The organism is Corynebacterium sp. BF-R-2 (assembly GCF_024586525.1).
GTDB lineage: Bacteria > Actinomycetota > Actinomycetes > Mycobacteriales > Mycobacteriaceae > Corynebacterium > Corynebacterium singulare.
This window is the reverse complement of sequence record NZ_JAMFTP010000001.1, coordinates 186,041-207,458: the sequence shown is the minus strand read 5'-3', so window position 1 is coordinate 207,458 and position 21,418 is coordinate 186,041. Positions and strand designations below refer to the sequence as shown.

At 60.8% G+C, this 21,418-nt stretch carries 20 protein-coding genes; 15 read left to right on the top strand and 5 right to left on the bottom strand.

The genetic code is table 11. From position 1 onward, the window contains the following. The first annotated feature begins 120 nt into the window (after window positions 1-120). The 4 genes from M5J09_RS00975 to M5J09_RS00960 all read left to right on the top strand — a co-directional run bounded on the left by M5J09_RS00975 (window position 121) and on the right by M5J09_RS00960 (window position 4,095). Entirely contained in the window at window positions 121-1,167 is a 1,047-nt protein-coding gene (locus M5J09_RS00975; protein WP_257156696.1) for a C40 family peptidase, read from the top strand. A gap of 3 nt (window positions 1,168-1,170) precedes the next feature. Beyond that, complete coding sequence (locus M5J09_RS00970; RefSeq protein ID WP_257156675.1) at window positions 1,171-2,304, top strand: glycosyltransferase family 4 protein; 1,134 nt, start codon at window positions 1,171-1,173, stop codon at window positions 2,302-2,304. A gap of 23 nt (window positions 2,305-2,327) precedes the next feature. Beyond that, complete coding sequence (locus M5J09_RS00965; protein WP_257156674.1) at window positions 2,328-3,284, top strand: ROK family protein; 957 nt, start codon at window positions 2,328-2,330, stop codon at window positions 3,282-3,284. 64 nt (window positions 3,285-3,348) lie between these two features. After that, window positions 3,349-4,095: a 1-acyl-sn-glycerol-3-phosphate acyltransferase gene (locus M5J09_RS00960; protein ID WP_070536037.1), complete on the top strand. Its 747-nt coding sequence runs from the start codon at window positions 3,349-3,351 to the stop codon at window positions 4,093-4,095. Between the two features lie 34 nt (window positions 4,096-4,129). Here M5J09_RS00960 and M5J09_RS00955 read toward each other — a convergent pair whose 3' ends face one another. Then, complete coding sequence (locus M5J09_RS00955; RefSeq protein ID WP_257156673.1) at window positions 4,130-4,909, bottom strand: glycosyltransferase 87 family protein; 780 nt, start codon at window positions 4,907-4,909, stop codon at window positions 4,130-4,132. 59 nt (window positions 4,910-4,968) lie between these two features. On the opposite strand from M5J09_RS00955, the gene M5J09_RS00950 reads away from it, so the two are divergent. Beyond that, a complete protein-coding gene (locus M5J09_RS00950; protein ID WP_239178503.1) occupies window positions 4,969-5,478 on the top strand; it encodes a polyadenylate-specific 3'-exoribonuclease AS in 510 nt (169 codons plus the stop codon). Between the two features lie 60 nt (window positions 5,479-5,538). Further along, a complete protein-coding gene (locus tag M5J09_RS00945) occupies window positions 5,539-6,927 on the top strand; it encodes a class II 3-deoxy-7-phosphoheptulonate synthase (protein WP_042531585.1) in 1,389 nt (462 codons plus the stop codon). A gap of 25 nt (window positions 6,928-6,952) precedes the next feature. Here M5J09_RS00945 and M5J09_RS00940 read toward each other — a convergent pair whose 3' ends face one another. Beyond that, window positions 6,953-8,203 carry a protein kinase gene (locus M5J09_RS00940; RefSeq protein WP_257156672.1) on the bottom strand — a complete coding sequence of 417 codons (1,251 nt, stop codon included), beginning with the start codon at window positions 8,201-8,203 and terminating at the stop codon, window positions 6,953-6,955. A 56-nt stretch (window positions 8,204-8,259) separates the two neighbouring features. On the opposite strand from M5J09_RS00940, the gene M5J09_RS00935 reads away from it, so the two are divergent. Beyond that, a complete protein-coding gene (locus M5J09_RS00935) occupies window positions 8,260-8,652 on the top strand; it encodes an Rv2175c family DNA-binding protein (protein ID WP_374982087.1) in 393 nt (130 codons plus the stop codon). Here M5J09_RS00935 and M5J09_RS00930 read toward each other — a convergent pair. Genes M5J09_RS00930 through M5J09_RS00920 form a run of 3 tightly spaced genes read right to left on the bottom strand, consistent with a single transcriptional unit; the run spans window position 8,621 to window position 11,866 of the window. Beyond that, complete coding sequence (locus M5J09_RS00930) at window positions 8,621-10,156, bottom strand: alpha-(1->6)-mannopyranosyltransferase A (RefSeq protein ID WP_257156670.1); 1,536 nt, start codon at window positions 10,154-10,156, stop codon at window positions 8,621-8,623. The two genes, M5J09_RS00935 and M5J09_RS00930, sit on opposite strands and share 32 nt — an antisense overlap. A 1-nt stretch (window position 10,157) precedes the next feature. After that, entirely contained in the window at window positions 10,158-11,249 is a 1,092-nt protein-coding gene (locus M5J09_RS00925; RefSeq protein ID WP_257156669.1) for a polyprenyl synthetase family protein, read from the bottom strand. A 32-nt stretch (window positions 11,250-11,281) separates the two neighbouring features. After that, on the bottom strand, window positions 11,282-11,866 hold the full coding sequence (locus M5J09_RS00920; protein WP_257156668.1) for a GNAT family N-acetyltransferase: 585 nt from the start codon (window positions 11,864-11,866) through the stop codon (window positions 11,282-11,284). A gap of 232 nt (window positions 11,867-12,098) precedes the next feature. Between M5J09_RS00920 and M5J09_RS00915 the strand changes: the two genes are divergently transcribed. The 8 genes from M5J09_RS00915 (at window position 12,099) to murF (ending at window position 21,412) form a co-directional block, all read left to right on the top strand. Continuing rightward, a complete protein-coding gene (locus M5J09_RS00915; RefSeq protein WP_257156667.1) occupies window positions 12,099-12,542 on the top strand; it encodes an SAV_6107 family HEPN domain-containing protein in 444 nt (147 codons plus the stop codon). Between the two features lie 133 nt (window positions 12,543-12,675). Next, entirely contained in the window at window positions 12,676-13,074 is a 399-nt protein-coding gene (locus M5J09_RS00910; protein ID WP_070536021.1) for a DUF3040 domain-containing protein, read from the top strand. 495 nt (window positions 13,075-13,569) lie between these two features. Continuing rightward, window positions 13,570-14,004, top strand: a complete 435-nt coding sequence (gene mraZ / locus M5J09_RS00905; RefSeq protein ID WP_010190539.1) for a division/cell wall cluster transcriptional repressor MraZ — start codon at window positions 13,570-13,572, stop codon at window positions 14,002-14,004. Between the two features lie 168 nt (window positions 14,005-14,172). Further along, window positions 14,173-15,216 (top strand): 16S rRNA (cytosine(1402)-N(4))-methyltransferase RsmH, encoded by a 1,044-nt coding sequence (rsmH, locus tag M5J09_RS00900; RefSeq protein ID WP_257156666.1) that lies wholly within the window; start codon window positions 14,173-14,175, stop codon window positions 15,214-15,216. A gap of 50 nt (window positions 15,217-15,266) precedes the next feature. Beyond that, window positions 15,267-16,043, top strand: a complete 777-nt coding sequence (locus M5J09_RS00895) for a hypothetical protein (RefSeq protein ID WP_246819910.1) — start codon at window positions 15,267-15,269, stop codon at window positions 16,041-16,043. 304 nt (window positions 16,044-16,347) lie between these two features. Beyond that, the gene (locus M5J09_RS00890; RefSeq protein WP_257156695.1) at window positions 16,348-18,216 is read left to right on the top strand and encodes a penicillin-binding protein 2; all 1,869 of its coding nucleotides are present in this window, start codon (window positions 16,348-16,350) and stop codon (window positions 18,214-18,216) included. A gap of 74 nt (window positions 18,217-18,290) precedes the next feature. Next, entirely contained in the window at window positions 18,291-19,883 is a 1,593-nt protein-coding gene (locus M5J09_RS00885) for a UDP-N-acetylmuramoyl-L-alanyl-D-glutamate--2,6-diaminopimelate ligase (RefSeq protein ID WP_257156665.1), read from the top strand. Further along, the gene (gene murF / locus M5J09_RS00880) at window positions 19,880-21,412 is read left to right on the top strand and encodes a UDP-N-acetylmuramoyl-tripeptide--D-alanyl-D-alanine ligase (RefSeq protein WP_257156664.1); all 1,533 of its coding nucleotides are present in this window, start codon (window positions 19,880-19,882) and stop codon (window positions 21,410-21,412) included. The genes M5J09_RS00885 and murF overlap by 4 nt, the downstream gene beginning before the upstream one ends. Window positions 21,413-21,418: the final 6 nt, after the last annotated feature.

Sequence of the window (21,418 nt, the reverse complement as noted above, 5' to 3'; positions counted from 1 at the left end):
CATCATTGATGAGAGTGGGGAAGGGGTTCGGCTATTGTTGACTGGTAGTCTTTTATTTTCCGTTGTCTGAGGTTATACTTCAGTCAAATATCAGCATTCTCTTAGTGTCCTGGGGTGTCCATGTTGCGTCGCCGTATTGCTTGTGTCGTTACCGCATGTGCGGTGGCGGCTGTTCCGCTGAGCATTGTTTCGCCTTCCGTGGTGGCTCAAGAGATTCAGCAGGAGGAGATGCCAGAGGATCGTGCAAGCCTCATCGATCGGATGGCAGATGTCGCCCAACGCGTGTCCGCCAAGGGCGAGGAGGTTAAGGGCCTCGAGGATGAGCTTGCGGAATCGGAAAAACAAATCGGCGAGCTTGACGCAACGTCGGCCGATGCCCAGCGTAAGGCTGCGGATGCAGCTGCTGCTGTAGCCGCACAGCAGAAGCGCATTGACGCGCTGGCGCAGTCGCGCTACAGAAGGGACGCGGCGTCGCCAATCGCGGCGGCGCTCGACGCTGAGGACGTCGCCAGTGCCGTGGAACGCATGGGCTATCTTGGGGCGCTGTCAAAGGCAGCCAAGCGTGAAGAGGAAGCTATGCTTGCTGCGGCAGCTGCAGCGGACGAGGCACACAACGAGGCTGTCGTCGCAGCTGATGATGCCCGCCGGCACCGCGATGAGCTGCACACTCAGCGTGAAACGCTGTTGAAGGAACAGGCTGAGCTCGAGGAGCAGCAGAAGGAGCTGGAGGAGAAGATTGATGCGCTGAGTCCAGAGGAACGCGAAGCGTGGATTAACCACTTTGGCGGTTCGTCGGACATTGACGTCGCAGCACTTGCTGATGGCTCTGGTTCGGCAGCGGTTCAAGCTGCCATGACCCGTTTGGGTGCACCATACGAATGGGGCTCGACTGGTCCTACTACCTTCGATTGTTCTGGACTGATGGTGTGGAGCTACCAGCAGATGGGCAAGAGCATCCCGCGTACCTCGCAGGCACAGATTGCCGGTGGTACTCCAGTCCCGCTCGACCAGCTGCAACCTGGTGACATCGTTGGTTACTATGCAGGCATTACCCATGTCGGAATGTACATCGGTGAGGGGCAAGTAGTCCATGCGTCGACCTATGGTGTTCCCGTCGCCGTGGTTCCCCTGCATTCGATGCCAGTGCAGGGCGCTGTTCGGTACTAGCGCATGCCACGTACGCTCCTGGTAACCAATGACTTCCCGCCAACGATTGGTGGGATTCAGTCCTACCTGCGAGATTTTCTGAGCACTATCGACCCGCGTGATGTCGTGGTGTTTGCCTCAACCCAGGACGAACACGCTGCCGCCGAGTATGACCGTGGCGTGGGGTATGAAGTTGTTCGCTGGCCACGCAAGGTCATGTTGCCCACCCCGGCAACAGCGCGAAAGATGCAGCGGTTAATCCATGAGAACAACATCGAGACCGTCTGGTTTGGCGCGGCCGCTCCACTGGCACTGATGGCGCCCGCCGCGCGAAAGGCGGGCGCGCAGCGCATTGTGGCAACCACCCATGGGCATGAGGTGGGGTGGTCGATGCTTCCCGGCGCACGGCAGGCGTTGCGGCGAATTGGGGATTCCTCCGACGTGGTCACGTACATTTCGGAGTACACGCGGGGGCGGCTGATGGGAGCCTTCGGGCCGCGCCCCCGCTGGGTGCATTTGCCGTCGGCGGTGAATCTCGAGGATTTTGCGCCGGCGGCAGGAGAAGAGAAGGCGAGAGCTCGGGAGCACTTTGGGTTGGGATCTGGTCCAGTCATCGTGTGTATCTCACGGCTGGTTCCGCGCAAGGGGCAAGATCAGCTAGTACGGGCCATGCCGCAGGTTCGCACTGCTTTTCCAGCCGCGCAGCTGCTCATCATCGGACGCGGTAGCTACGAAGCGACGCTGCGCGAGCTGGCGCAGGAGTATTGTCCGGATGTTGTGCTCCGGGAGGCACGTGACACCGAGGAGTTGAGGATGGCGTTGCATGCCGGCGATATTTTTGCCATGCCAGCGCGTACGCGCGGGGGAGGGCTCGATGTCGAAGGCCTCGGTATTGTCTACCTCGAGGCGCAGGCGGCAGGGCTGCCGGTCATCGCAGGGGATTCAGGTGGCGCGCCGGAGACCGTAACGTCTGAGACAGGCGTGGTGGTCCGGGGTTCCTTACTGCCTGAGCTTGTGGAGGCGTTGGAGCAGTTGCTTGGTGACGTCCCCTTGAGGCACCGCATGGGCGCCGCTGGGCGCCGCCACGTGGAACAGCACTGGACGTGGGAAATCATGGGAGCGCGCCTGCGGGATGTTCTTGAATGTGACCACACCTAAGGCTGAGGTATATCCTACTAGTCATGCTTGAACACTCTTCCTCCGCCGACGGCGACCCTACGAGCCTCACCATTGGCTTCGACATCGGCGGCACCAACTTGCGCGCAGCAGTGATTGATGAGGCGGGGGAAATCCTAGATTCTATGAGCGTGCCCACGGCGATGGATGCAGCTCAGCTCGACGATGACATCGTGCGCTGCGTGGATGAATTGTCGGGCCGCCATGACATCGATGCAGTGGGTTTGGCTCTCGCCGGTTTCTTGGATCCCGAGTGTGAAGTTGTGCGTTTTGCCCCTCATCTTCCCTGGCGTGATGCGCCGGTGCGTGAGACCTTGAGCAAGCGCTTGGATGTTCCGGTTCGCCTCGAGCACGACGCCAACTCAGCGGCTTGGGGCGAGTGGCGTTACGGCGCTGGCCGGGGTGCGCAAGAATGGGTGTTCTTTGCCGTCGGTACTGGCATAGGTGCAACGCTGTTCACGGAGGGACGGATTTATCGCGGCGCTTTCGGCACCGCTCCTGAGTTCGGGCACCTCGTTGTGAACCCAGGCGGACGCGTGTGCTCCTGCGGTAAGCGCGGCTGTTTGGAGCGCTATGCCTCCGGTACCGCGCTGCCGGATACAGTCGCGGATCTGCGTGGGCACTATGAGACCACTTTGTCGGAGACTCCGTCCGGGGAGGAGATCGCCGCAGCTGCTCGTCAGGGAGATCCTTTGGCTGTTGCAGTGATGAAGGACTTTGGCCACTGGCTGGGACAGGGGCTGTCCATGGTGGCGGATGTGCTGGATCCAGAGCTCATTGTTATCGGTGGGGGAGTATCCCAAGACGCGGATCTGTACCTTGATACAGCACGGGAGTGTATGGCTCGTCAGATTGTTGGCGCCGGTCACCGGCCGTTAGCGCGCGTCGCGACTGCCGAGTTGGGTTCGGCTGCGGGTATGATCGGAGTCGCTGATCTAGCCCGTCAGGAGCGCCGAGGTTAACACCGCACACTTCCCGTCGCGGATTCTTCCGCGTGGCCTGCACAACCAGATAGGACTATAAGCGATGCGAAACAAGTGGTACTGGGCATTTAAACACATCTTCTTTGGCCCTGCTCTGCGGGTATGGAACCGGCCGTGGTCCGAGGGGATGGATCGCATCCCGGAGACCGGCCCGGCTATCCTCGCGTCCTCGCACCAGGCCGTGATGGACTCGTTTTACTTCCCGCTGTTGTGCCCGCGGCAGATCACGTTCTTGGCCAAGAGCGAGTATTTCACTACGCCGGGTCTTGTAGGTCGCCTTCAGAACTGGTTCTTTAGCTCCGTGGGCCAGGTACCGATCGATCGCGTGGACAAGAACGCGGGCGATGCCATGCTAGCTAGCGCCGAGCGCATCATGGGTCGCGGTGATCTGTTTGGCATCTACCCAGAGGGCACGCGCTCGCCGGATGGCCGCATTTACAAGGGGCGCACCGGCATGGCGCGCATCGCGCTGACTACCGGTGAAAAAGTGCTGCCTATCGCGATGATTAATACGCGCAAGGCTAACCCCATCGGTTCGTGGATTCCGCGCCCCGTACGCGTCGGTATGCGCGTGGGCGAACCCATCGATCCGAAGGCGTGGGCGGCCGAGCGTGGTATGGATCCCGATGAGTATGAGACCGCACGTGCCTTTACCGATTATGTAATGAAGCAGTTGTCGGAGCTGACGGGACAGCCCTATGTGGACGTCTATGCCTCCGACGTTAAGGCTTCCCTGCAAGCTGGACACGGCTACCCGGAAGGGGCCGAGCCCAGTCCGGAGGCCCGATAGTCTGTGAGCTCTTGTTTTTCTCCCAGCGCCGTGCCTAGCGGCTCTCAGGCGCTGTGGGCTTTGGACAAGGTGCCGTGCTGGGGTGGTCGGTGAAGCCGCGGGCATGGGGATGCCGCCAAGCAGCGCCCATTGAGCCGCTGGAGAACCAGACGCTTGCTATGACGAGCACTACGGTGACAAAAACATAGTCATTACCGGGAATCTGCTGCCACCACGACCACCCTAGCTCGCGGTGGTCTGCGTAGGGGACGAGCCAGTGTCCGCGGGCGAGGAGGACGAACCACGTGAGGGCGGCGAAAATCCAGCGTCGGCGCAGCACAAGGTAGACCGCGGCCAGGCTGAGCCACGTGTAGTGGTGGGACCATGAGACAGGGGAACACAGTAGGGCTGCGGAGGATGCCAGGAGCATGAGAGCGACCTCGTTACCGGTATGTTCCTCAATCCACCTCATAATCCACCACAGTGCCGCCATAGTGATGATGCATCCGAGGAACCACATCGATGAGGCATGTTCGGGAGCGATACGGCTAACCATGCCGCGAAGAGACTGGTTACCGGAGTACGCCATGTTCCCGATGCGCGAGGGATCCCATAGAGTCCGAATCCAGTAGGTGAGAGAGCTGCCAGGGGCTGCGAGGAACCCGAGGGCGCCGCAGGAAAGGAACCCGCCTTCACGGTATACATCGAGGTCAATGGCGTATCGCGGTGTGCTACCGTCCCCGGCTCCGTCGGGCGAGAGACACATCAGCCACGCCATCGCTGCCAGGACAACGAGGCAGAGGGGAAGAAGTGAGGAGCGGAGAGATTGTGTCACTGCCTTGAGTATAGGCCCCAGTGACGGTGGATTAAGGGGAGGGACTAGGATACGACAACGTGCGCTACTTCTACGACACCGAGTTCATCGAGGACGGATCGACCATTGAACTGGTCTCCATCGGCATCGTGGGAGAAGACGGTAGCGAGTACTACGCAGTGTCCACCGACTTTGACCCAGCCAAAGCCAATGCTTGGGTGCGCGAGAACGTCCTGGACAAACTGCCGAGTCCGGGGAATCCGGTCTGGAAATCCCGTGACACTATCCGCGAGGAGCTCCTTGAGTTCATGGGGCGCCAGTCCACCCCCATTGAGCTGTGGGCCTGGGTAGGCGCTTATGACCATGTCGTTCTGGCTCAGCTGTGGGGTGACATGGCGGGCCTTCCCAAGGGGTTGCCGCGCTATACGCGCGAGCTGAAGCAGTATTGGGAGTTTGCGGGGCGTCCGAAACTGCCGCCGGTGCCGAATGGTAACCACGATGCGCTTGTCGACGCCCGCCATAACCTCGCCAAGTTCCGCACCTGTGAGCAGCACCTGCCCTTGACTCGCGGTAACCGCGTGAATTTATAAGGTGGGGAGATTGGGGGATTAACTAACGCGCTATAGGTGCAAGGTGGTTTAATACTGGGTGTGAGTTGGACAGTAGATATCCCCAAAGACGCCCTTCCCGATCTCCCGCCGCTGCCGGAGGGAATCAACGAGAAGTTCCAGGACGCCATCGCCCGCGAAGCCAAGCAGCAGCCCAGCTGGGACCAGCTGCAGGCGGATAATGTGCGCAAGATTCTGGAATCCGTCCCGCCCATCGTCGTGGCCCCTGAGATTGAGGAGCTCAAGCGCAAGCTTGCCGATGTAGCCTTGGGCAACGCTTTCCTTCTTCAAGGCGGCGACTGCGCGGAGACTTTCGAGTCCAACACTGAGCCGCACATCCGTGGCAACATCAAGACGCTGCTGCAGATGGCCGTGGTCCTGACTTACGGCGCCTCGACTCCGGTGGTGAAGCTGGGCCGTATTGCCGGCCAGTACGCTAAGCCTCGTTCATCGGATCTGGATGCCAACGGCCTGTACAACTACCGCGGTGACATCGTCAATGGTGTGGAGGCCAACGAGGAATCCCGCCGCCACGACCCCGCCCGCATGATTCGTGCCTATGCGAACTCCTCTGCGGCCATGAACCTGGTGCGGGCCCTGACGCATTCTGGCACCGCCGATCTCTACCGCCTACACGAGTGGAACCGTGAGTTCGTGGCAAACTCCCCGGCCGGTGCGCGCTACCAGGCGCTTGCGGATGAGATTGAGAACGGCCTGGCCTTCATGAATGCATGTGGTGTCTCCGATGAGACCCTGCGCTCGGCAGAGATTTATTGCTCGCACGAGGCACTGCTCAAGGACTATGAGCGCTCCATGCTGCGCTTGGGCACCGATACTAACGGCGATACCAAGCTGTATGATCTCTCCGCACACCAGCTCTGGATTGGTGAGCGCACCCGTGGCATTGAGGATTTCCACGTGGCGTTCGCCTCCATCATCGGTAACCCGGTAGGCATCAAGCTTGGGCCAGGTGTCACACCGGCGCAGGCTGTTGAGTACGCAGAGAAACTCGATCCCAACCGCGAACCGGGTCGCCTCACCATGATTGCCCGCATGGGCCACGACAAGGTGCGCTCTGTTCTTCCTCCGATTGTGAAGGCAGTGGAGGACTCCGGCCACAAGGTGGTCTGGCAGTCGGACCCGATGCACGGCAACACCTTCACCGCCTCCAACGGCTACAAGACCCGTCACTTCGACAAGATCGTCGACGAGGTGCAGGGCTTCTTCGAGGTCCACCGCGAGCTGGGCACCCACCCGGGTGGCGTGCACCTGGAATTCACCGGTGAGGATGTCACCGAATGCCTCGGTGGTGCTGAGGACATCACGGACGTGGATCTGCCGGGCCGCTACGAGTCCGCCGTGGACCCGCGACTGAATACCCAGCAGTCGCTGGAACTGTCCTTCCTCATTGCGGAGATGCTGCGCAACTAGCAAGCTGCGGCACTTTCGCCGCAGGTTAGTATGGCCTCCAGAGGATCGGCCACGTGCCGTATTCTCCGGAGCCAAACCACCACGCTGCGACGGCAACAGCGAGCGTGGCGAGGCCGACTAGGATGAGGAAGCCGATAAGCGCGACCGCGCTGCGGTTGCTGAGCGGGCGTTCCTCGGGTTCCTCGATAGCACCCGGAGGCGCGTAGGGTTCATCCACGGGAGCCGGGGGAGCAGTGTGCGGAGCAGCTGGTGGAGGAGCCAAGGGAGGCTCGACTCTCGTCTCATAAGAGGGGCCGTCGTAGACGGGTGTTTCTACGCGATGGGTTTCAATCGCCGAGGTTGCGTCAAAGACTCGAGTATTGCCCGCGCCTCCAAAATCGGTGGGAACGGCGGCCGTGCGTGCCGCGGCCGAGTTGTGAGGGATGGGGACAGTGAAGGCCGGTAGCTGGAGCTCGCGGGAGACGTCATCGAGCGCGTCGAGGAACTCACCGGCGTCGGCGAAACGCTCGGCGGGATGGCGTGCGGTGGCGGTGGCCACGAGGGCGTCGAAAAGCATGGGCACGCCCTCAATACGTGAGGACGGAGCCGGAACATCCGCATGGACGCGAGCGGTGGCATGCGCCAGTGGGGTTTCACCGGAGAAAGGGACAGTGCCGGTGAGCAGCTCGAAGAGGACGATTCCGGCTGAATAGACATCAGAGGCGGGGGTGATGTCTGCACCCGTTACCTGCTCGGGGGAGAGGTAGCTGACGGTGCCGACAATGTGGCCGGAGCTGTCGTGCTCGGCGCGTGCTGAGCGCACGAGACCGAAATCACCAACCTTGACGCGGTGGGTGTTGGTGATGAGGACGTTGTCCGGCTTGATATCGCGGTGGACAAGTCCGGCATCGTGGACCTCACTGAGCCCTGCCAGCACTGAGTGCATGACCCCGGCGGCCGCATGCGGCGGCATGGGGCCGCGCTCAGCTAGGAGTTCGCGCAGCGTGCCGCCGGTGATGAGCTCCATGATGAGATAGATGGGCAGCCCGTCAGCGGAGAAGTCGTGGACCCCGACGAGGTTGGGGTGACTGAGCTGCGCCATGGCGCGGGCCTCACGCTCAAAGCGGGTGACGAAGACGGGGTCATCGTGGTAGCGCTCATCCATCACTTTGGCGGCGACGGCGCGGCCCAAGCGCATATCCACGCAGCGGTAGACAGTGGACATGCCTCCGCGGGCGATCGGCTGATCGATGCGGTAGCGTCCTTCAAGAATATCGCCCACGTTCAGCCTCGTCATGGATTCCAGTATGGCCGATCCCCGCGCCAAAGTGTGATCCCGCTACAGTTGTGTCTGTGACTAATTCTGCTAACTCCCACGAAAATTCCCATCCCGAGCTGCCGCAACTTCTGGCGGGTGAGGAGCTTCTGACGCTCAAGGAGGTAGCTGAGAAGCTAGACCTGCCGATTACCCGCGTCTTTGATTTGCTCAATGCCCGCAAGTTCATCGCCTGGCGTGATCCGGAGGGTAACCGACGTGTCCCAGCCGCCTTCTTCAACACCAAGGGCGTGATTTCCAAGTACGTATCTGGCGTGATCACGGTGCTTTCTGACAACGGGTGGAGTGATAACGAAATTCTTGCCCACCTGTTTACTGAGGATGATTCCTTGCCAGGCCGTCCCATTGATGGCCTGCACGGTCACCTCGCGCGCGAAGTTATTCGGCGCGCGCAGGCGTCGGCTTTTTAGTTGACGCAGTAGCGGACGCAGTAGCAGACGCAGGTACGCCCGCGAAAATCCATTGCGTGGCTGTCCAAGCCACCACAATCATGCCGATGACCCAGAACCAGTTATAGAGCTGGTGGTTGCCATCGCCGGCGAAGGCGACGCCGATGAACAGTGCTGCGCCCGTCGTGAGTTTGATGATGGACAGCGGTGGGCGGAACGTGCCCATGAGCGTCAGCACCGATGCGTAGTACCAGGGCAGTGTTACCGAGTTGAAGACAAAGGCCACCTGGTAGGCAGCGGCCGTGTCAGCGATGGCGCGGCGCACGCCGGTGCGTCCCCACCACCACATCAGGACAAGTCCCAGAAGCATGAGCACCATGCCTGCAGAGCGCAGCACGCCCAGTACGTCGTTGTATGTGGTGTCGGGGGAGAAGAACTGGATGAGGGGCACGAGGACGTCGGCAAGCAGCGTTGGACCCGCTAGCGGGTTGATCACCTTCGAGTTGCCGCTGATTTGCGATAGCCATCCCCACGAGCTTCCCGACGCCCACGTGATCACCGCCACCGCCACCGCAACCTCTGCCACGGCGAGAACCCCCGCCATGAGGAAGATACCGACACGCTTGACCATGCGGGTACCGTCCGGAGCCCAGCGGTGCACCATGATCCAAACGATAAACGGCGCGGCGATGACTGCCGTGGCCTTGAGCGAGACCGCAACGCCCACGAGGAGAAGGCTGGCATGGAACCGGTGGTGCACTGCTGCCAAAAGACCCACAGATACGAGCCCGACCATGACAGATTCATTGTGCATACCGCCGATGAGATGCAAAATCATGACGGGGTTGGCCACGCCTAGCCACAGCGCTAGCGCTGGATCGCCGCCGATAGAGCGGGCAAGGCGCGGAATCGACCAGGCGATAGCCGCGAAACCAAGGACGGAAATCGCCTTGTAGACAATGATGCCCGCCGCAACGTGATCGCCCACGAGGTGCGTGACGGCGTTGCCCATCCACAGGTGAAGCGGACCATACGGCGTGGTGGTGTTGCGCCAGTCGTGAGAGACTTCAAGCAGGAATGGTCCGGGGTTAACCGCTGCGCCTTCTGTATAAGGATCGAAACCATCGCGCACCATCGCTCCCTGCATGAGGTAGGAATACACATCTCGGGAGGCCAAGGGAGCTGCGGCGAGAAGAGGCGCTATCCAGCACAAAAGCATGCGCTGGATCTCGCGCAGACCCCCTTCCGGTGTGGGCTCCTTCAGTTGCGGCGCGATGACGTGACGTCCCGCCAACACCCAGGCGGCGACGAGCCCGAAGAGGCCTATCCAATAGAGCACCATGCCAATGTTGCGGCCGTGACCGTAGGACAGAAAACCGATGTTGAGGGCTTCGAGAACGCCTCCCCGGTTGCGTGAGGCACCACCGGAGAAGGAAGCCAGCGCCAGGATGGTAGCGGCGACGATGCCCAGAGTTAGAGGCTGGGGGACGCGCAGTGTCAGGCGCGTGGACGAGCGGGCAGCCATGCTACATCCGACGAGCCGTGGACTTGCGAGCGAGCTCTTCCAAGGTCGTAGTGACCTCAGGAGAGACGGGGGCATCGTGGAGATGCGCCAGGCCCGAGCGGGTGAGGTCACTAATGCGCTGCTCGACGACGTCCGGTGCCCCCGAGGCCTCAATAATTTCCGCCATGCGCGCAATCTCTTGGGGATCCTCAGTCTGCCCAATAAGGCGACGTAGCTCGGCGGCCGCAGCGGGGTCGGATTCATCCGCGCGCTGCAGTGCAAGGGAGAGCAGGACGGTGCGCTTGCCCTCACGAAGATCGTCTCCGGCCGGCTTTCCTGTCACGGCGGGGTCACCGAAGACCCCCAACAGGTCATCACGCAGCTGGAAGGCAATGCCGATGTCACGGCCATAGCCGCGGAAAGCAGCAATGAGCTGGTCGGAAGCTCCCGCGACGGCAGCACCAAGGTGGAGGGGACGCTCAATGGTGTAGGCGGCCGTCTTGAATCGGTTCACCGAATCCGCCAGGGAGGCGTCCTCAGAGCCTTCTGCTTCGAGGGAAATATCCAGCATCTGGCCGCCAATGACTTCTCGGCGCATTCCCCGCCAGGGGTCGCGCACACGGGCAAGCGCCTCCGGACTCAAGCCAGAGTCCTGGAGCATGTCTTCCGCCCACACCAGCGCCATGTCACCGATGAGGATGGCCAGGGATTGGCCGAAGAAATCCGAGTCACCGCCCAATCCCAATTCGCGGTGCCGCTTGGCGACGCCCCGGTGGACCGTCGGATTACCACGCCGGGTATCAGATGCGTCCACGATGTCATCGTGAATAAGTGCGCAGGCCTGGATGAATTCCAACGATGAGGCTGCACGCAGCATAGCGTCGGGAGATTCTGGCCCCTCGAGGCCACGTGCGCCGACAAACCCTGCCCAGGCGTAGAGCGGGCGGATGCGCTTTCCGCCGTCGAGGACAAAGGATTCCAGGTAGGAGATGGCGTTGGTTACTGGCTGGCCAATAGCGGCGATGGCACTACGTTGGCCGGCGAGAAACTGCGCGAGCTCGTCGCGTACAGCGCCGGGAATGTCGTCCAAGGAAGGAATCTTCGGTTCAGTCACACTTGCCACGATACCTGGCAGGGGCACGGGGGTTAAGCGCCAGGCTGGGTGGCCTCGACGGGGTTAAGTGGCACGGAGGATTGAAGGATGGCGAAGGGGCGGGAATCAGCGGGGTAGTAGTGCTGACGGAGAAAGTCAGTAAAACCCATCCTCCGGTAGAGGCGGAAAGCCGAGTTAGATTCGGTCGAATGTTCTGGGGTGGATAGAAGGATGTAGCGAGCTGGAAGGTTCCACGCGAAGGCATCGAGGATGCTGTGCCCGAGCCCGTGTCCTTGTTCCCCTGGGCGGACATGGATCTCAGCGAGCTCGTAGTAGTTGTGCAGCACGTCTTCTTGTTCCGGGGTAGGGCCACCCCTGGTCATGAGAGCTCGGCGAAGCTGCCGGTCCCACCATGTATCAGGAGAACCTAGGAAGCCGTAGGCAAAGCCAGAGATTCCATGTTCGGTCGTTGCGACCACGCAGGAGAATCCTGGGCGGATGGCATCGGACCGCCAGCGGGCGATGGACTGGTCACGCAAGCCCGGCGAATAATTCATTGCCTCGATGTAGATGTCCACCAGTTGCGGGAGGGCAATGGCGAACTCTTGGGGGCTCAAGCGGCGCAGCGTATAACTCACGGTTCTAATAACAGCAGATCCTCATCGAACACGAAAGTAAAGCGGAAAACGAGTGGCGTTGGCTATCCTTTATGTGTTCGAAAAGTCATTACTGTCATGTGCTTAAACCATTGCTATGATCGAACACGTGAGCTAAACTTAGTGATGGATGTACAGAGGTGGTTCTACAGTGAACCGCAACAGACAAGGCAAGCGTGATGTTTGCGAGCGAGATGTTCAAGGAGGAGTGGTCATGGCGCAGGTAATTTCAGCAACGGCGGCAGCGCGGAGCCGCAACCGGGAGGCGCTGCAGAGTGTGCGCCGCGATCGTTTTGTGGGGCAGGCTCTCGATTTGCTCGCAGATGCCCGCAAGAGTGCCGCCCGCGGGCGCCTAGAGGATGCGCTGGAAATGGCGTATCGCGCATCCCTGCGCGCTGCGGGTGCACGTGTGGCAGCATCGACGGTCGCGCGTCGTCGCCGTTTGCCGTCGTCTGCCTGGGAGCAGGTGGCTCTCATTGGCCCTGCGGATGCTCAGTGGGCTGCGGAGTTTAAGGATTACTCGCGCGTGCGTTCCCGTGTGGCGTCGGGACTGGATCCGGTGCCCGGTGAGGATGCTGTTTATGAGTACTTGGCACTTGCTGCTCGCTACGTGGATGTAACAGAATCCGAACTCGGTTTTGGCGGTCTTGCGGCTTAGTGTTGGAGGTTGCAGGAAGGGGTGCCAGGGGTGAACTGTCTTTGCGGGAACTATCTCGCTACTCTTGACGTTGTAGAGATGTAACCCCCTAAAATTAGACCCCAACTACCCGCAACCCAGTACGGAGGACGCTGTGGCCCTTTCTGAGCAAGAACAGCAAGCGCTGCGTGAAATTGAACAGTCGTTGCTGGCCAACGACCCTGACTTTGGTGCGTCTGTATCCGGTGATTCCTCCTTCGGGGGAGGAACCGGTGCCATTACTCTCCGCGGTGTGGCCCTCGTCGTCGTTGGTTTATGCATGATGGTTGGGGGCATCGCTTTGGCGCAGCAGTCGCTCTGGTTCATCGCCTTGTCCGTGCTTGGCTTCCTTGTGATGTTCGGTGCAGGCGTGTGGATGCTTCGTGGCAACGCGGAGGGTTCGTTAGTGTCTGCCGCGGCATATCCTTCGCGCGCTAAGCAATCAAAAAAGAAGAATGGCGGAATGGGTAACCGCTTGGAGGATAACTTCCGCCGTCGTTTCGAGGAGCGCTAAATGCGCTAGCTCTTTCGGTGAAGCGCCGCACCACTTTGCGGCGATGGCTTCTGTCATCGCATGCAGAGAGGTGCGGCGCTTTTGTTTTGCCTAAATCCCCCCCACTTTGCCCCACGTTTCCCACTTTGCCCCACCTGGCATTGAACTCTGGGGATGGCGAGCGCTTTCGCGGGGGTGGATGGGGAGACGAGCGTCGGAAAGTGCAGGAAGAGCCTTTCGCGAGTGGGGGAAGGGGATAGAGCTCTCAAAGTGGTGAGTGTTACCGAGGGGGTGGATGGGGTGCAATGGGTAGTCTGTCAAGGGGGTGCCGGGGAATTCCCCCCACTGAAAACAATGCCTTTTATCTGGGGTTATAGAAAGACACGCCCGTGTAATTCGCTTCTAAGGTGTGGTAGGTGGGGGAAAGTGGGGTAGAGTGGGGCGTAGCGGAGGAGAATTGCTCTCTTGTCGCAAGAGGAATCCGGAGTTTTCGAGTGACAGGAAGGTGGACCCGGGATGTTTCTCGGTACCTACACTCCCAAGCTCGACGACAAAGGGCGGCTTACGCTTCCGGCGAAGTTTCGTGAAGAGCTGGCCGGTGGCCTGATGGTCACCAAAGGACAGGATCATTCGCTCGCGGTCTACCCGCGAGAGGAGTTCGCGGCACGAGCTCGGAAAGCAGCGGCTGTGTCACGCACCAACCCGGACGCGCGTGCGTTCATTCGTAACTTGGCAGCAAGTGCGGACGAACAGCGCCCCGACGGGCACGGACGTATCACGCTATCCGCGGGGCACCGCGAGTACGCAAACCTCACCAAGGAATGCGTGGTTGTTGGCTCGGTTGACTTCCTCGAAATCTGGGACGCAGCTGCATGGGCTGAGTACCAGGCGCAAACTGAAGACGCTTATTCGGCGGCAGATGCCGATGACGTGCTAGCTGGCCTTTTGTAGAGGCTGGAATAACGAGAGTGCGTGTACGGACTCTGCCCGAGGAGGATGATCTGGTGTACTTCCCCGATATCAGAAGCCTTCCTCGGACAGGGCCCTATACGCACTCGATTCTTATCGACCAAACCAGACAGCGAACTCAGGCGCCTTAAGAGAGGGGGACAGCGGGCTGTGGCACAGGATGAGAACATCACCTACGGCGTAAACGAAAACCACGGACACGTACCAGTCATGCGTGCGCGCATGGCGCAGTTGCTGGCGCCTGCCGTCGATGCACTGGGGGCCAACGCCATCATCGTGGACGGCACGCTCGGTGCGGGTGGCCACAGCGAATACTTCCTTCATGAGTTCCCCTCAGCGCGCATTATTGGTGTGGACAGAGATGGGGCGTCGCTAGGCGCTGCAACACAGCGCCTCTCCGCCTTTCCGGACCGCTTCATCGGCGTCAACGCTCGCTTTGATGACGTTGGTGGTGCAATTGCGCGCGGCGACCATGAGATTTTTGCCATCGCACGCGAGCATGGAGTGGCCGGTGCGCTGTTCGATTTGGGGGTGTCCTCCATGCAGCTGGATCAGGTTGACCGTGGCTTTGCGTACAAGACGGATGCGCCATTGGATATGCGCATGGATCCAAGCCAGGGGATCACGGCTGCAGACATTCTAAACACCTACAGCCACGGGGATTTGGCCCGTGTACTCAAAACATATGGTGACGAGCGCTTCGCCGGAAAGATTGCTTCTGCAGTCCTCAAGGAGCGAGAAAAAGAACCGTTTACTACGTCTGCGCGCTTGGTTGAGCTTCTGTACGCAGCAATTCCAGCTGCCACTCGTCGTACCGGTGGTCACCCAGCTAAACGCACCTTCCAAGCACTTCGCGTGGAGGTCAACCGCGAACTCGAGGCCATCGAGAATGTCATCCCGGTCATTACGGATGCACTCGCCGTGGGTGGGCGTGCGGTGTTCATGAGCTATCAGTCCCTCGAGGATCGCATTGTGAAGCAGGCCTTCAAGGAGCTCAGCACCTCAACAACCCCGGCTGGCCTGCCGATGGATCTCCCCGGTACCGCCGCTCACTTTTCCATCGTGACGCGCGGTGCTGAGAGGGCCTGCGAGGACGAGATAGCTGAGAACTCGCGGGCCGCCTCAGTTCGAGTACGGGCTCTCGAGCGAGTCGAGGGAACGCCCTCTTTCCATGACCCGGGAGGAAAATCATGACGCTACGAGACCGCACAGTCCCATCCCCCCACCACGAGAGGATCCCCACCATGGGCGCCAGCCGCGATTTCACCACCGGATCTGACCACGCCGGTCAGGGAACCGCGCTGCTCGAACGAGGACGCCGCACGACTCCGTTGCCGAGCCGCTCTCCGCACCGCAGCACGGTGCCTCCGCGCCGTAAGAGCGAAGGTCTGCGTGGAAGCCGTCTCGGTTCTAAACAAGTAGTGAGCAACCGCGGTCGCCGCGTCGTTCACAAGCCGAAGAACAACGGTCTTTTTGCGCGACTCTCTGTTATCGCTATCGCGCTGCTCATCACCGGAGTGGTGGGAGCGATGTGGCTGTCGGGTCTGTCGACCTCTCAGACCTTTAAGATTCAGCAACTAACGGCTCACGAGTCCACCTTGAACAATCAGCTGGAAACCTTGAACCGCGACCTTGAGAATGTTCGTTCTTCTTCTGACGTTGCCCGCCGTGCGCACGAGGCCAAAATGGGTATCCCGGTACAGCCAGGCATCGTTGAGGCTGACGGTGAAGGAAAGGTTCAGGAAAAGCGCGAAGCGACCCCGGAGATGGAATCCGTCGTCGACGTTAACGGTGAACCAGTCCGTCCGGGCCGCGCCTCCAGTGACCCGAATGCAACGGCCAACATGTCAGACAACCTCAACGCCCGCCCGAACCTCCACAACGGTGTACCGCGCGGTGAGGACGTTGAGCAGGAAGCGCCAGCTGGCCAAGAGACCCACCCGGAGGAGTCAGCCCCGGCCGACGGTGCCGTGGAGCTGCCGGACATCCCGGCGCAAGCTCCCTACGCTGCCCGCGGCTAGATTCCGCGGCTGCCCGCGCGTGCCTGCGCGGGCGCGCGGTGATCATAGGGCAGAATTCGGGTGTAAGTACGCCCGCCGTCCGCGGTGGGGGAACCTAGCCCATTCGCTGCAGAAAGAAAGGTGACGTGTGACTCCACCACACTCCGGTGGCCGGCGCCCGAGGCGCCCTTCCACGGCCCGTGCCGCCCAGCCGCGCGGCACAGCACACCAGCCACGGCAGCGATACGACGCCGACAGGGTCATCCCTGCCACACGTGACAGGCAACCACGCACGGGTAAACCTGTCTTGAGCCAGCAGAAGACCATGCGGCGCCGTGTGCACGTCGTTGCCTCGCTACTCCTCGTGGTCATGGTGGCGTGGATGGGCCGACTCGCTTGGGTACAAATTGTGTGGGGCCCTGACCTAGCGGCTAAGGCAGCAGCCCAACGCACGCGTGTGTACATCGATACTGCAGGCCGTGGCGAAATTCTTGACCGTGAAGGCCAGCGCCTTGCCTACACCATGCGGGCCCGCTCACTTACGGTGTCACCGACTCGTTTGCGTGATGAACTGCGCCAGCAGGAAAAGCTCGAAGCCGCTGATACCGCCGAGTACGCAGGTCTCGCCCCTGATGCCAAGGAAAAGTTCCTCGATGACAAGGTCACCGAGCGCCTCACCGACATGTCTGAGGGGATCCCACGGATGCTCAAGGATGCGGGCATCGACGCGGGTGATGTGGACTCGGAGCAGATCATGGATAAACTCCGCGCCGATACCCAATACGAGGTTCTCGTGCGCAACGTGGATCCGGATGTGGCGGTGACGATCTCTGAGCAGTACCACGGACTCGCAGCGGATGAGCAGCAAATTCGCCAGTACCCTAATGGCTCCATTGCGGAGAATGTCATCGGCAAAGTCTCTATGGACGGCCAAGGCCAGTTCGGATTCGAAGCCTCGGGCGATACTACGTTGACAGGAATCGACGGCAGCTCGACCGAGGATGTCTCCGCAAGCGGCCAGGTCATCCCCGGCACGCTCCGTGACCAGGTGCCTACTACTGACGGCAAAAACGTCACCTTGACCCTTGACCTCGACCTGCAGACTTACGTCCAGCAGAAGCTGGAAAAGGCAAAGGCGAACTCGAAGGCCAAGAGCGCTGAAGCTGTGGTTCTTGATGCTGCAACGGGACAAGTTCTCGCTATGGCGAATACGGGCACTATTGATCCGAATAAGGACATTGAGAAGCAGCTGGAGAAGAATAAGACCTTTGACAACCGCAGCATCTCGCACCCCTTCGAACCAGGCTCCGTGGCGAAAATTATCACCGCCGCTGCGACTATCGAGGAAGGCCTCACTGACCCCAACGAGGTTCATCAGGTTCCTGGTTCTATCGACATGGCGGGCGTTACCGTTAACGATGCGTGGCAGCATGGCGTTGAGCCATACACCACCACCGGTATTTTTGGTAAGTCCTCGAACGTGGGCACGCTGATGTTGGCGGAGCGTTTGGGCCAAGACACATACGCTGAGTACCTGAAAAAATTTGGACTCGGCCAGACCTCGGGCATTGAGCTTCCCAATGAGTCGCCTGGCCTTGTTCCGGCACGCTCCCAGTGGTCGGGCGGTACGTTCGCTAACCTGCCTATCGGTCAGGGACAATCATGGACAGCTTTGCAACTGGCTTCGGTCTACCAGACACTAGCCAATGACGGCGAGCGGATTGAGCCCCGCATTATTGATTCCATCACCGGCCCGGATGGCACCAAGGAAGAGCTGGACGAGCCAGAGACCACTCAGGTCGTGAGCCCGGAAACCGCGGAGACTGTGGTCGACATGTTCCGAGCCGTCTTCCAGTCAGACGAGCTGGGCATCAATAACGGTACTGCCGGCAACGCCCAGATTGAGGGCTACCAGCTGTCCGGTAAGACAGGTACCGCGCAGAAGGTCGATGAGGAGACCGGTGCCTACTCCAACTCCAAATACTGGATCACGTTTGCAGGCATTGCCCCTGCCGACGACCCCCGTTTCGTCGTCGCCATCATGCTCGACGAACCCGAATCCGGCGTCAATGACGACGGTTCTGGAGGGCAGTCTGCAGCTCCAGTGTTCAGCGACATTGCCGCCTGGCTGCTCAACCGCGATAACATCCCGCCCTCACCGCCGGCGCCCCCGCTAACGATGCGCGCTGAGTAAATGCCCACCTCAACACCACGATTTACTCACAGAATTTCAGAGCCAAAGAGAAAACAGAAAGCAAAGGAAACACAGTGACAAGCAGCATCAGCCTTGAACGCCTAGCGGAGATTGCCGGAGGTCGGGTGATCGGGGATGCCTCGGTTACCGTGGACTCCTGCGGCCTGAACTCTGCGAAGCTGGCACCTGGCGGCCTCTTCGCCGCGCTGCCTGGAACCCGTGTGCACGGAGCACGCTATGCCGCTGATACTCCGGCAGCCGCCATCCTCACGGATGAGGAAGGCCAGGCCCTTCTTGCCTCGGCGGGAGAATCGCGTCCCGTTCTTGTTGTGGAGGATATTCGCGCCATTCTCGGCCTTGTTGCAGCGGAAATTTATGAGCATCCTACGGAAAATCTCACCATTCTCGGCGTGACGGGTACCTCCGGCAAGACAACGACGAGCTACCTGCTTGAAGCAGGTCTGCTCCACGCGGGTTACTCCGTTGGCCTCATTGGAACAACGGGCACACGTATCAACCGTGAGCCTGTGCCCACCACGCTGACCACTCCGGAGGCTCCGACACTCCAGGAATTGTTCGCCCGCATGGTGGCGGAAGGAGTCACCCACGTGGTCATGGAGGTCTCCTCCCATGCTTTGGAGCTGGGGCGCGTGCGCGGCACGAATTTCGCCGTCGGTGGTTTTACCAACCTCAGCCAGGACCACCTCGACTTCCACCCCACGATGGAGGATTACTTCGAGGCCAAGGCCGCGCTTTTCGACGGCCCCCAAGCCGCCGCCCGTGCCGTTATCTGTGTCGATGATGATTGGGGAGCGCGTATGGCTGAACGTGCCGCGGCGCTGCCGCTCACGCGCGTGGCGACGCACAGCAGTGCTGACATCACCGCACGTCAGCTGAGCACCGAGGCAACCGGTGCTCAGCAGGTCGAACTTTCCGTCGCATCTAGCGGTCAGACATATGACTTCCGCCTGCCGATGCCGGGCGAATTCAACATCGCCAACGCTGCCCTGGCAACCGGTATGGCGGCGGCCATCGGACTGGATCCCAAGACATTCCTCGCGGGCGTAGAAAAGGTCGCTGTTCCGGGTCGAATGGAGCGCATCGACCGTGGGCAAGACTTCGTGGCTGTCGTTGACTACGCCCACAAGCCCGCCGCCATCGCCGCTGTTCTTGACACCTTGCGCAGTCAGTTGGAGGGAACCAGCGGCCGTATCGGCATCGTCGTCGGCGCGGGCGGAGACCGTGACTCCTCCAAGCGCCCGCTTATGGGGGCCGCTGCGGCAGAACGCGCTGACCTAACCGTGGTCACTGATGACAATCCCCGTACCGAAGACCCGGCCACTATCCGTGCCGCGGTTATCAAGGGCGCCCGCGAGGCCAACCCAGACGGAGATATCCGTGAAGCTGATTCTCGCGCCAAGGCGATCGATGAAGTTGTGGCGTGGGCGCAGCCAGGTGATGCCGTCATCGTCGTGGGCAAGGGCCACGAGGTGGGGCAGCTCATCGGCGACACCATGCATCACTTCGATGACCGCGAAGAGATGGCTCGTGCCCTCGACGAGGTCCTTCGACAGAGCGCGGATGGCGCTTCCGCGCGGTACGGTGACAACGATAAGAAATCTCACACCTTGCCGCAGGAGCAGAACGAGCCCAAGGAGCATGCATGATCGCCCTCAGCCTCACCGAAATTGCTCAGATCACCGGCGGTCGCCTCGACAACGTTGAGAACCCAGATGCTCAGGTCACTGGGTTCGTCGAGTTTGATTCCCGCAAGGTTACTCCGGGCGGGCTCTTCGTAGCGTTGCCCGGTGCACGCGTCGATGGGCACGACTTTGCGGAGACGGCCATCGACAAGGGCGCCGTAGCCGTCTTGGCTGCGCGTCCGGTGGGCGTGCCCGCCATCATCGTTGAACCTCGCGGTCGAGTCGAAGGCGATGGTGCCAACGCAGACATTTATGCCAATGACGACGATGGCTCAGCTGCGGCCGTCGTCGCCGCGCTTTCCGCAATCGCCCGTGCGGTGACCCAGCGTCTTTCCCAGAATAAGCTCAACATTGTGGGCGTCACCGGTTCCGCCGGCAAGACCTCAACTAAGGACCTCATCGCCACCATTTTCCGCACTGTGGGGGAGACCGTTGCGCCGCCGGGTTCCTTCAACAACGAAATCGGGCTGCCCTATACTGCCTTGCGCTGTGATGAGCACACCCAATTTCTCGTTGCGGAGATGTCCGCACGCGGTATCGGCCACATCCGCCACCTCACCGACATCACTTCTCCGCGTATTGGCGTGGTGCTCAATGTTGGCTCCGCGCACCTTGGCGAGTTCGGCTCTCGGGAAAACATTGCGAAAGCCAAGGGAGAGCTCGTTGAAGCTCTTCCGAGCGCTGATGACGGTGGAGTTGCCGTCCTCAATGCCGATGATCCTTTCGTGGCTGCCATGGCTCCGCGCACAGCAGCCAAGGTTGTTTACTACTCCACGGAGAACCGCCGCGGAGGTGCACCGGCAGCGCAGTACTTTGCCACGGACATTGAGCTTGACGACGTCGCCCGCCCCTCCTTCACCCTCCACAGCCCCGGGGCTGAGCCAGTAGAAGTCAAGCTCCAGGTCTTCGGTTCCCACCAAGTCTCCAATGCGTTGGCGGCGGCGGCCGCAGCGATTGAGCTGGGCCTGTCAGCAGACACCGTCGCTTGTGCGCTCTCGGGTCACCGCAACGCCTCAGAACACCGGATGGATGTGCGCACCCGCCGTGATGGTGTCACCGTCATCGATGATTCCTACAACGCCAATCCGGATTCCATGCGGGCGGCCATCGCAGCGTTGGCCTATACTGCCGCAGCACGTCCGGGTGCCCGGGCCATCGCCGTCCTTGGTGAGATGGGTGAGCTCGGTTCTGATGCCGAAGCAGCGCACCGTCAGCTGGGAGAGGTACTGGCCAAATACCACGTCGAGCACCTCATCGGTGTGGGGGAGAGTTCCAACTGCCGGGCAATGACGGAGGCGGCTGCACAGCAGGGTATAAATACAGTGGTGTGCGCCGATGCTTCTGCGGCTGCGAAGGCGGTCGATGGTATCTTGCGCGCGGCCCCAGCAGGGGTCGATGACTGGGCCAGCCGCAGCGTCAAGGACGTGGTCTTGGTTAAGGCCTCTAATGCCCAACGCCTCTGGTTGGTCGCGGAAGAGCTGAACCACAGCTAGCCGCTA

Coding starts and splice junctions, on each gene's coding strand:
- M5J09_RS00975 (WP_257156696.1), top strand. CDS start 121: ATGTTGCGTCGCCGTATTGCTTGTGTCGTTACCGCATGTGCGGTGGCG.
- M5J09_RS00970 (WP_257156675.1), top strand. CDS start 1,171: ATGCCACGTACGCTCCTGGTAACCAATGACTTCCCGCCAACGATTGGT.
- M5J09_RS00965 (WP_257156674.1), top strand. CDS start 2,328: ATGCTTGAACACTCTTCCTCCGCCGACGGCGACCCTACGAGCCTCACC.
- M5J09_RS00960 (WP_070536037.1), top strand. CDS start 3,349: ATGCGAAACAAGTGGTACTGGGCATTTAAACACATCTTCTTTGGCCCT.
- M5J09_RS00940 (WP_257156672.1), bottom strand. CDS start 8,203: ATGACGAGGCTGAACGTGGGCGATATTCTTGAAGGACGCTACCGCATC.
- M5J09_RS00930 (WP_257156670.1), bottom strand. CDS start 10,156: ATGGCTGCCCGCTCGTCCACGCGCCTGACACTGCGCGTCCCCCAGCCT.
- M5J09_RS00915 (WP_257156667.1), top strand. CDS start 12,099: ATGGCGCAGGTAATTTCAGCAACGGCGGCAGCGCGGAGCCGCAACCGG.
- mraZ (WP_010190539.1), top strand. CDS start 13,570: ATGTTTCTCGGTACCTACACTCCCAAGCTCGACGACAAAGGGCGGCTT.
- M5J09_RS00895 (WP_246819910.1), top strand. CDS start 15,267: ATGGGCGCCAGCCGCGATTTCACCACCGGATCTGACCACGCCGGTCAG.
- M5J09_RS00890 (WP_257156695.1), top strand. CDS start 16,348: ATGCGGCGCCGTGTGCACGTCGTTGCCTCGCTACTCCTCGTGGTCATG.
- murF (WP_257156664.1), top strand. CDS start 19,880: ATGATCGCCCTCAGCCTCACCGAAATTGCTCAGATCACCGGCGGTCGC.